Origin of the sequence: Nitratifractor sp. (assembly GCF_015487065.1) — a bacterium.
In the GTDB taxonomy this organism is placed as follows: Bacteria; Campylobacterota; Campylobacteria; order Campylobacterales; family Sulfurovaceae; genus Nitratifractor.
Genome location: NZ_WFQN01000150.1, coordinates 1 through 9,627, shown reverse-complemented (window position 1 = coordinate 9,627; position 9,627 = coordinate 1). Strand labels below are relative to the sequence as shown.

The 9,627-nt window shown below is 54.9% G+C and carries 12 protein-coding genes; 7 read left to right on the top strand and 5 right to left on the bottom strand.

The annotated features are described in order from the left end of the window. Window positions 1–658, bottom strand: a 658-nt coding sequence (locus tag F8I07_RS08710; protein WP_292658462.1) for a type I restriction-modification system subunit M N-terminal domain-containing protein, incomplete at its 3' end; no start/stop codon positions are given. A gap of 70 nt (window positions 659–728) precedes the next feature. Continuing rightward, on the bottom strand, window positions 729–1,058 hold the full coding sequence (gene cutA, locus F8I07_RS08705) for a divalent-cation tolerance protein CutA (protein WP_292658459.1): 330 nt from the start codon (window positions 1,056–1,058) through the stop codon (window positions 729–731). 102 nt (window positions 1,059–1,160) lie between these two features. Here cutA and F8I07_RS08700 point away from each other — a divergent pair, with 102 nt between their 5' ends. The 3 genes from F8I07_RS08700 (at window position 1,161) to F8I07_RS08690 (ending at window position 2,570) form a co-directional block, all read left to right on the top strand. Further along, window positions 1,161–1,412, top strand: coding sequence for a hypothetical protein (locus tag F8I07_RS08700; RefSeq protein WP_292658456.1), 252 nt, complete (start codon window positions 1,161–1,163; stop codon window positions 1,410–1,412). Window positions 1,413–1,458: 46 nt separating this feature from the next. Beyond that, complete coding sequence (locus F8I07_RS08695) at window positions 1,459–1,734, top strand: type II toxin-antitoxin system PemK/MazF family toxin (protein WP_292658454.1); 276 nt, start codon at window positions 1,459–1,461, stop codon at window positions 1,732–1,734. A 71-nt stretch (window positions 1,735–1,805) separates the two neighbouring features. Continuing rightward, on the top strand, window positions 1,806–2,570 hold the full coding sequence (locus tag F8I07_RS08690; RefSeq protein WP_292658451.1) for an NYN domain-containing protein: 765 nt from the start codon (window positions 1,806–1,808) through the stop codon (window positions 2,568–2,570). Window positions 2,571–2,640: 70 nt separating this feature from the next. Here F8I07_RS08690 and F8I07_RS08685 read toward each other — a convergent pair whose 3' ends face one another. Beyond that, a complete protein-coding gene (locus F8I07_RS08685) occupies window positions 2,641–2,769 on the bottom strand; it encodes a hypothetical protein (protein ID WP_292658448.1) in 129 nt (42 codons plus the stop codon). Between the two features lie 91 nt (window positions 2,770–2,860). Here F8I07_RS08685 and F8I07_RS08680 point away from each other — a divergent pair, with 91 nt between their 5' ends. Next, the gene (locus F8I07_RS08680) at window positions 2,861–3,460 is read left to right on the top strand and encodes a flavin reductase family protein (protein ID WP_292658445.1); all 600 of its coding nucleotides are present in this window, start codon (window positions 2,861–2,863) and stop codon (window positions 3,458–3,460) included. 74 nt (window positions 3,461–3,534) lie between these two features. Here F8I07_RS08680 and nspC read toward each other — a convergent pair whose 3' ends face one another. Continuing rightward, window positions 3,535–4,704 (bottom strand): carboxynorspermidine decarboxylase, encoded by a 1,170-nt coding sequence (gene nspC / locus F8I07_RS08675; RefSeq protein ID WP_292658443.1) that lies wholly within the window; start codon window positions 4,702–4,704, stop codon window positions 3,535–3,537. Between the two features lie 316 nt (window positions 4,705–5,020). After that, a complete protein-coding gene (locus F8I07_RS08670) occupies window positions 5,021–5,527 on the bottom strand; it encodes a redoxin domain-containing protein (protein ID WP_292658439.1) in 507 nt (168 codons plus the stop codon). A gap of 270 nt (window positions 5,528–5,797) precedes the next feature. On the opposite strand from F8I07_RS08670, the gene F8I07_RS08665 reads away from it, so the two are divergent. The 3 genes from F8I07_RS08665 to nth all read left to right on the top strand — a co-directional run bounded on the left by F8I07_RS08665 (window position 5,798) and on the right by nth (window position 9,433). Further along, window positions 5,798–6,919, top strand: a complete 1,122-nt coding sequence (locus tag F8I07_RS08665; RefSeq protein ID WP_292658437.1) for a response regulator — start codon at window positions 5,798–5,800, stop codon at window positions 6,917–6,919. 87 nt (window positions 6,920–7,006) lie between these two features. Next, the gene (locus tag F8I07_RS08660; protein ID WP_292658435.1) at window positions 7,007–8,602 is read left to right on the top strand and encodes an ABC-F family ATP-binding cassette domain-containing protein; all 1,596 of its coding nucleotides are present in this window, start codon (window positions 7,007–7,009) and stop codon (window positions 8,600–8,602) included. Window positions 8,603–8,791: 189 nt separating this feature from the next. Then, window positions 8,792–9,433: an endonuclease III gene (gene nth, locus F8I07_RS08655; RefSeq protein ID WP_292658432.1), complete on the top strand. Its 642-nt coding sequence runs from the start codon at window positions 8,792–8,794 to the stop codon at window positions 9,431–9,433. Window positions 9,434–9,627 lie beyond the last annotated feature (194 nt).

Sequence of the window (9,627 nt, the reverse complement as noted above, 5' to 3'; positions counted from 1 at the left end):
TGGTGAGGAAGCCGCCCGTTCCCGCCGTGGGGTCGTAGAGGCTCCGCACGATGCCGGGCTTGGTGAACACCTCGTCATCGGTAGAGAAGAGCAGGGAGGTGGTCAGACGCACGATGTCGCGGGGGGTGAAGTGCTCTCCCGCGGTTTCGTTGGAGGCTTCGGCGAACATCCGGATCAGCTCTTCGAAAACGATCCCCATCTGATGGTTGCTGACGCGGTCGGGGTGCAGATCGACCGAGGCGAACTTCTCCACCACGAGGTAGAGCAGATTGGTCTCCTGCAGCTTGTCGAGCTGGGTGGCGAACTCGTACTTTTCGAAGATCTCCCGGGCGTTGGGGCTGAAGCTGTTGATGTAGCTCTCCATATTCTCCCGCAGGTTGTTGGGGTCGCTCAGCAGCTTGGAGAGGGTGTAGCGGGAGGTGTTGTAGAAGTTGTGCCCCGACTTGCGCACCAGGATCTTCTCCAGCGGGATCCCCAGATCCTTGCGCGCTTCGTACTCCTCGAGCACCGCCTCCCGGGTCGGTTCCAGCACACACTCCAGCCGACGCAGCAGCGTCATGGGCAAAATCACCTTGCCGTAATCGGACTGCTTGTAGTCGCCGCGGAGCAGATCGGCCGTGCTCCATATCAAGCCGGAGAGAGATCGCTGTTCTGACATTTGGGCTGCCTTGGTCAGGAAATTTTGATCTTATTATAGCGGGGGATTTTTGGAAATATTTTTGGGGTACTCAGCGCTCGGAGAGACACTCTCCATCCACCCACCGCAAATACCCCTCCGACCCGCCGACCACATGGATCGCCAGGATCTCCGGGGTGTCGTAGGGGTGGTGGCGCAGGAGGAGGGCTTGGAGGGCGTCGTAGCGGTCGGTGCGGGTTTTGATCTCCAGGCGGTATTCGTCAGCCGACTCCAGAGCGCCCTCCCAGCGATAGAAGCTGTGGATCGGAACGATCTGGATGCAGGCAGCCAGGCGGGCCTCGAGTATCGTTCGGGCGAGGAACTCCGCTTTGGCGCGTTCGTCGACGGTGGTGTGGACGATGAGGTATTCGGGAACTTTCATAGTCTGATTGTACCAGTATATCCCTAGAGTTTATTTGTCTATTTAATTTGTCAAAAGTATATGTTATAATCAATAGACAATTTATTGCCAAAAAGGAATATCATGATTCGGGTGACATTGGCAGATTTGCGGCGCTCACTGGAACTGAGTGAGGCGGAAGAGATCATTGCTGTGGAGGACCGGCGGCGGAAGAAAGAGGTGGGATATTTCATCCCCATCTCCCTGGAGAAGGATTTTCGGAAGTTTTTGGATGACGTTGAACGGAAGCGACGGGCCGAAAAACTCCGGCGGGTAGCCGATGCCCAGAGAAAAGATGTGATTCCGGAGGGGGGCTTGGATGAGGGTTTGTCGTAGAGGAGAAATATGGTTGGTGGATTTCAACCCGGCCAAAGGAGGCGAGATGGGCAAACTCCGGCCTGCAATCATTCTCAGTGATGAGCAGAGCAATGAAATCCTGGAGACAGTGATTGTGATCCCTCTCTCAACCGTCATCGAACCCGAGACCTTTCCCTTCCGATGGATGGTGAAGAAAAGGGAGAGACTCGAAAAGAACAGTGATGCCTGTATCAACGAGATTCGTTCTCTTTCGAAAAAAAGAGTCAAAGAGTATCTGGCGGTATTGACAGAGGAGGAGTTGGCGATGATTCAAGAAGGACTCTGCCGACTGATCAGATAAATCGACTTTAGCAGACACAAAGCGTCTAAAAACAGAAAAAAATTTTATAAATTGAGAAGGAATAGAAAACCATGAACGAAAAGAAAAAACATATCGCGATGCTGATCGACTGCGACAACGCCTCTCCCTATGCCATCAAGGGGATCCTCAAAGAGCTCTCCAAATACGGTGAAGTGATCGTGCGGCAGGCCTACGGCAACTGGAACAACCAGCAGCTGACCCCCTGGATGGAGCGGCTGCTGGAGCACTCCATCAAACCGATACAGCAGTTTGACTACACCAAGGGTAAAAACGCCACCGACATCGCCATGGTCATCGATGCCATGGACCTGATGTATATGCGGGAGCTCGACGGCTTCGCTCTGGTGACCAGTGACAGCGACTTCACCCCGCTGGCCCAGCGGCTCATGTCCAACGGCCTGACGGTCTACGGCTTTGGGGAGAAAAAGACCCCCAAGGCCTTCATCAACTCCTGCAGCCAGTTTATCTACACCGAGAATCTGGAGAAAGAGGAGAAGAAGTCCAAAACGCGTACCGAAGAGGTGGTCAAGAAAAAACGGAGCAAAAAGAGTGCTCCCAGTGAAGCCGAGAGCAAGATCGACTCGGTGCTGGAGGATGAGGAGTTTATCGACCTGCTGCTGACGGGCCTGCGCAAAACTGCCGGAGAGAACGGCTGGGTCAATGTCTCGGACCTGGGGCAGTACCTGAGCAACAACTCCGCCTTCAGTCCCGTCAACTACGGCTACGAGAAGTTGGGGGCGCTGCTGCGCAACATTCCCTTTCTGGAGAGCAAGTTTGAGAACAACAATTCGATCATGTATGTGAGGGAGAAGTAGGCCGAGCGTTTTGCCGTCGCATTCCATGAAACGGTATAACGAATTTCTTGAATCCAGGAGATGGCTTGCCTCACTCCGGGGGTCGGTCGAAGAAGATTGAGAGAAACCAGCCGACCAAAAAGAGGAAGATGAGGAGAGGGACCAGCGTGAAAGGATCACTGAGGTCTATTTTGAATAACTGATTGATCTTTTCTATCATGCTCGACTCCTTTGACATTATCATACCATTTTGACAGTATGGCACTTTTGAAGATAGAATAGCTGGCAACCGTTTTTTCCAAAGGAGAGAGATGAAAATCGCTTATGCAGAGATTCCCGCCTCAGACCGATACAAACTGATGGCTCAGAGTGTGGTGCCCCGGCCCATCGCCTGGATCGTTACCGAAGATGAAGGGGTGCTCAACCTGGCTCCCTTTAGCTACTTCACGCCACTCTCGTCGGAGCCGGCGACGCTGATCGTCTCGGTGGGACACCGCCCCGACGGCACGCCCAAAGACACTCTGGCCAATCTGCGAAAGCAGGGGCGTTGCACACTCTGCCTGGTTTCGCCGGCGCTGTTGGAGCCGATGCACTACAGCTCGGCAGCCCTCTCGCCGCAGGAGAGTGAAGCGGAACGGTTCGACATTCCGATGCATGATGTTTTTGAAGGCTTCCCGCCGATGGTGGAGGGGGCGCCGACGGCTTTTGCCTGTACCTTGCTGCAGGAGGTGGACCTGGAGGGGAGCAAGACGCGTCCGTTGATCCTGCAGATCGAAGCGCAGTATCTGGACGAGGGCTGTATCGCCGATCGGGAACATCTCTATCTCGATTGTGATCTGATCGCCCGCGTCGGACCCCACTATGCGAAACTCGGGGAGCGGATCGAGGCGCCGGAGATTCCTGATCGTTGATGGTCGCTGGTCTTTAATCTCTAGTTACTAGTTGCTAGTTATTAGTTACTAGTTATTCATTATTCGTTACTCATTCACCCCAATCTGCTCTTGAAATCTTCGTAGCCGAACTGACGATCGATCGTCAAACTGCCATCTCGGTGCAGAGTGGCTAACGCGGGGAGGGGGATGCCGTTGAAGGTGGTGGCTTTGACCATGGTGTAGTGCATCTGATCCTCGAAGAGGATCTTGTCTCCGATTTTCAGCGGCCGGTCGAAACTGTAGTCTCTCATCACATCCCCCGCCAGACAGGTATTGCCCGCCAGGCGATAGGTGTAGGGCTTTTCTCCCGGTTCGGCGGCTCCACGTACCTGCGCTTTGTAGGGCATGATGATGGTGTCGGGCATATGGGCTTCGGCGGAGGTGTCCAGGATGGCGATCTCCATACCGTTGTTGACGATGTCCAGCACGGTGGCGACCAGGGGGCCGGTCTCCCAACCGACCGCTTCGCCGGGCTCCAGATAGACCTCGAGATGGGGATGGCGGGATTTGAAATTATTTAATATCAAAATGAGCCTCTCCCGGTCGTAATCCTTCCGGGTGATATGATGCCCGCCGCCGAAGTTGACCCATTTTAGCCGCGGCAGCCACCGGCCGAACTTCTCCTCAAAGGCCTGCAGGACGCCCTCCAGGGCCGAAGCGTCCTGCTCGCAGAGGGCATGGAAATGAAAGCCCTCGATCGCCTCGACTGTCGCTTCATCCACCGCCTCGGCCAGGGTTCCCAGGCGGGAGTGGAGGCCGCAGGGGTTGTAGAGCTCTACGGGGGCTTCGGAGTATTGGGGATTGACCCGCAGTCCCAGAGAGAGCGTGGGATTGGCGGTGCGGGCTTGGGGGCCGAAACGCTGTAGCTGGGCCGGAGAGTTGAAGACCAGGTGATGGGAGATCCGGGCGATTGCGTCGATCTCTTCCGCTTTGAAGGCGGGGGAGTAGGTGTGGGTCTCCCGGCCGAACGCTTCGTGGGAGAGCTTCGCTTCGTAGAGGCCGCTGGCACAGCAGCCGTCCAGATACTCCCGGACCAGGGGAAAGCTGTGCCAGAGGGCGTAGCCCTTGAGGGCCAGGAGGATCTTCACCCCGGCCCGGTCTTTAATATCTTTTAATATCATTAAGTTCTGTTCCAGGAGTTGCTCTTCGAGTAGCCAGCAGGGAGAGGGGAGTTGCCGCAGGATCTCGGGAGTGATCCTGCTTCTTTTTTCCAAAGATTTCATGGGGATATTATCCCCAAAAGAGCATTAAACCCAACATTGAGTCCTCTCACAAGATCCCTCATTCAGGCTTGACCCGGAATCCAGAGTCAAGCATATCCATAATAATACTGCAGACCCTAAATTGAACCCTCTGAAAAACTGAAAAGATTCTTCATCGACATCCTGAACTCGATTCAGGATCCACGGCACAATGGGTATTCCAAGCCCTGGATTCCGGGTCAAGCCCGGAATGACAGAATTTTTCAGAGCACTCAATTAGAGTTAGAAATGACACAGTGATTTTCACACGGGTTTCAGAGAGTTCAATGACGGCTTCTCACTCCGCCAGTTTCATCCGTGCCAGCAGGCCGGCGGTAGTGGTATAGCCGGTCTCGACAAATTTGAGTTTGCCGGCTGCATCGTAGATCAAAGAGGTGGGGTAGATCGTGATATTGAAACGTTTGGCCAGGGTGCCGTAAGGGTCGTTGAGGACGGGGTAGGTGATCCCGCGCTTGCGCATCCAGGCCCGAATCTCCTCAGGATTGCCGCTGTTAACGGCGATGGTAAGGACAGGATAACGGCGGGCGACGGTTTCGATATTGGAAGCCTCCTGACGGCAGATAGGGCACCAGGTCCCCCAGAAGTGCAGGAGGATAGGCTGCCCTGTTTTGTGCAGAGATTTGACGCTACGCCCTTCTAGGGTATGCCCGGAGAGATCGGGGAAACGGCTCTCATCGATCTTCGGAGCTCGCCAGAGGTTTAGCAGGGTCGAGAGGACAAAGAGGATCAGAACAAAAAGAAGTGCCTCTCTTCCCCACTGTAACAAGGTTGATTTCAACTGCATTTCAAGACTTTTCATAGAGGATTGTCGATGCAGATTATAGCGACCGCTGTGCGGAGGCCAAAGATGGCAGAGTCGGGTGAGCCTGACTCCCTCGGGGAATGTGTAGTTGAAAGAGCGTCCGATTTTCTGTGTTGATTTGATACTTTTTTACCCTGCTCATCACTAGATCATAGATTATATGGGGTTTCTAATTTATAATTTGAGATAATGCATCCATCCGATGTTATAAAACTTGGATAGTATATAGGGAATGAATCAAAGGAGAGAATGATGAGTCAGGAGACCATGACAACAGTGACGTCAATGCCCCTCTACCTGATGATTGCCGGGGGAGTATTGATCGTGATAATGATCTATCTGCTGGTCAGGATGCGCCGCAGCAAAACGTCGACAAAGCGGTCGCAGAGACCTCAAACCGAGACGAAACAGGAGAGAAGAAAGCTCCGGGAAGAGCGACCGGAACCTACCCGGAGAACGGAAGCGAAACCGGAAAAGCCCCGGGAAGAGACTCCCCGGCCGAAAAAGGCGGAAAGGGCAGGCAAAGAGGAGCTCCCTGTTTTTGAAAATCCGATTCCCGAAACGCAAGGGATCGATCGGGAGAGTTTCAGCACCTTTGCCGGGAGCCGGATTCTGGCCGTGGATGACAACGCCCTCAACCTCAAGCTGATCGAACGCTTGATGGAGGGCTCGGGAATCGTCATGGAGACTGCCTCCAACGGTGTGGAGGCTTTGGAAAAGCTCCGAGCTCCCAACGCCCACTACGATCTGGTGCTGATGGATGTCAATATGCCGAAGATGGACGGGTTGGAGGCGACCCGTGAGATTCGGCAGGATCCTCAACTGCAACGTACTCCGGTGCTGGCACTGACCGCCTCGACCGACAGAGAGGAGGTGGAACGAATCCTGAGGAGCGGTATGAACGGTTATCTGGACAAGCCTATCGTCCTGGGGAAGCTTTTCAGCGCTTTCAAACTCTTTACCGTCCACCCCTCTCAGGATAAACAGACTCGTGTGATGGTTGCGAAAAAAGGAAACGAAGACCTGCTCACCAATCCCGAGGTTTTGGATATCCGGCAAGGCATCGAGCACAGCAACAACGATGAAGAGCTCTACCGAACGATTCTGGATGATTTTCTCCGTGAATATGCGGAGTGCGACCGTCGCTATCAGGAGTTGACTGAGCAAGAGGCGTATGAAGAGCTTCACCGTCTGTTGGTCGATCTGGATGGCTTGACAGGGACCCTGGGGGCGATGGAACTCTACCGCCTGGTGGATCGGATCAAGCAGACCCTTGAGCAGGGAGAACATGCGTTACTGAAAGATTTCAGTCTGGAGTGTCACGAAGATTTCCAGCGTTTCCGTCGGGAAGCCCGCCGCTATCTGGCAGCTTGAAAAATCACTTTCTGTCTAACCGGAGAATCTCTTCTCCGACTTCTGTATAATACGCGAAAACTTCATCCGTAATCCAAGGAAACCTCTATGCTTTCAACCGTCAATCTGACCCAGCGCTACGGCAAGCGCGTCCTGTTTGAAAAGATCAACCTTACGCTTGACCCCGGCAAGCGCTACGGCCTCATCGGCGCCAACGGGGCGGGCAAATCGACCTTTATGAAGATCCTGGCCGGGGAGATCGAACCCAGTGAAGGGGAGGTGCAGATCCAGCCCGGCGCCAAGCTGGGGATGCTGGGACAGAATCAGTACGCCTTCGAGGAGTTCAGCCTCAAGGATGCGGTACTCTACGGCAACAGACGCCTCTACGAAGCCCAGAAGGAGAAGGAACGCCTCTATATGGAAGGCAATTTCGACGACGACAAGGTCAACGAACGCCTGGGCGAGCTGGAGATGGTCTGTGTCGAGGAGGATCCCACCTATGAGAGCGACGTGCGGATCGAAAAGCTATTGAGCGCCCTGGGCTTCCCCGTAGAAGAGCACGACAATCCCATGAGCTCCCTCACCGGCGGGGACAAGTTCAAGATCCTGCTGGCCCAGGTGCTTTTCCTCAAGCCCGATATTTTGCTCCTGGACGAGCCCACCAACAACCTGGACATGGAGACCATCGCCTGGCTGGAGGAGGAGCTACGGCGCCACGAGGGCGTCCTGGTGGTGATCTCCCACGACCGCCACTTCCTCAATGCGGTCACGACCAATATCCTGGATCTGGACTTTCAGACCATCCGGGAGTTTACGGGAACCTACGACGACTGGTATATCGCCGCCAATCTCAAAGCCAAGCAGGCGGAGATGGAGCGCAGCAAGAAGCTCAAAGAGAAAGAGGAGCTGGAGAAGTTCATCGCCCGTTTCAGCGCCAACGCCTCCAAGGCCAAGCAGGCCACCAGCCGCCAGAAGCAGCTGGAGAAACTGGATATCCAGGAGATCAAACTCTCCAGCCGCCGGGATCCTTCGATTCTCTTCAAGCCCAACCGGGAGATTGGCAACGAGGTCCTGGAGGTGGAGCACCTGGCCAAGAGCTACGGGGAGCACAAGGTCTTCGAAGATCTGAATTTCAAGGTGGAAAAAGGGGACAAAATCGCCCTCATCGGCGGCAACGGCGTGGGCAAGACCACCCTGTTGGAGATCCTGATGGGCCGTCTGGAGCCCGACGCCGGGCAGGTCAAGTGGGGCCAAACGGTCCATCCTACCTACTTCCCCCAGAACACCACCGAGATCGTCAAAGGGGAGGAGAAGCTCTACCAGTGGATCCAGAACCACAACCAGAAGTGGCACATCGACGAGATCCGTAAATGTCTGGGACGGATGCTCTTCAGCGGTGAGGAGCAGGAGAAGCAGGTCGAGGCCTGCTCCGGAGGGGAAAAGCACCGGATCATGATGTCCAAGATGATGATGGACGACGCCAACTTCCTGGTCCTGGACGAGCCCGACAACCACCTGGACCTGGAGGCGATCGTCGCCCTGGGCGAAGCCCTGCACAAATACGAAGGCAATGTCATCTGTGTCACTCACGACCGGGAACTCATCGACGCCTTCGCCAACCGGATCCTCAAACTCCACGAAGACGGAACCCTGACCGACTTCCGGGGGAACTACGAGGAGTTTGTTGAGAGTGAGAGTAACTAGGAACGAGTAACTAGTAACTAGGAATGAGGAACCGAATTTTCGTAGCGTGGGATTGCTATCCCACGAAACGGTGAATGGTGAATGGTGAATGATGAATGATGAATGGTTTCGGTAGGCGTTGCTTGGCAACGCTTTTTTATGATGTTTTTAATCCAAAATCCAAAATCCATCATCCAAAATTAAACCATGATGTCCCCTGAAACTCTTCGCCGCTGCCTCGATCTGCTTCGTGCCGACTATCCCAACTGGGATGCCCCGGCGAAGCGTTTCGAAAAGGCCTATCAGCGCACCCCCTATACGATCCTCATCTCCACCCTTTTGAGCTTTCAGACCCGGGATGAGGTGACGCTGGAGGCGGGGCGGCGGCTCTTTGCCCTGGCGCAGACCCCCCAGGCGATGCTGGAGCTCGGCGAAGCGCGGATCGCCGAGGCGATCTATCCGGTAGGGTTCTGGCGCAAAAAGGCCGCCTCGGTTCTGGAGGTGAGCCGGGTGCTTCTGGAGCGCCACGGCGGTGAAGTACCCCAAACCCTGGAGGAACTGACCGCCATCAAAGGGATCGGCCCCAAAACCGCCAAGATCGTCCTGGAAAACGCCTACGGTGCCGAGGTGGCGGCGGTGGATACCCACGTCCACCGGATTCTCAATCTCCTGGGAGCCGTCGAAACCTCCACCCCGGAAGCGACGGACCGGGCCCTGGGAACACTCCTGGAACCGGCGGAGCTACGGGGCCTCAACAAGCTCCTGGTGAGCTTCGGGCAGACCCTCTGCCGCCCCAGGCATCCCGACTGTATCTGCTGTCCCATCCGCTCCTGCTGTCCTAATGCCAAATAGTCAAAACTAATAATTATTATCAGTTTTTGTAAAACTCTTTCGACTATAATATCTCCAGACTGATTTCAACTTTCAACCAAAGGAGTTATTCATGAAAAAGAGTCTTTTGCTGATCTCCCTGGCGGCGGCTACGGTACTGAGTGCTGCCGAGGCTGTCCCTGCCCAGGATTCCAAAGCGGTCGCCATGGAGGGTG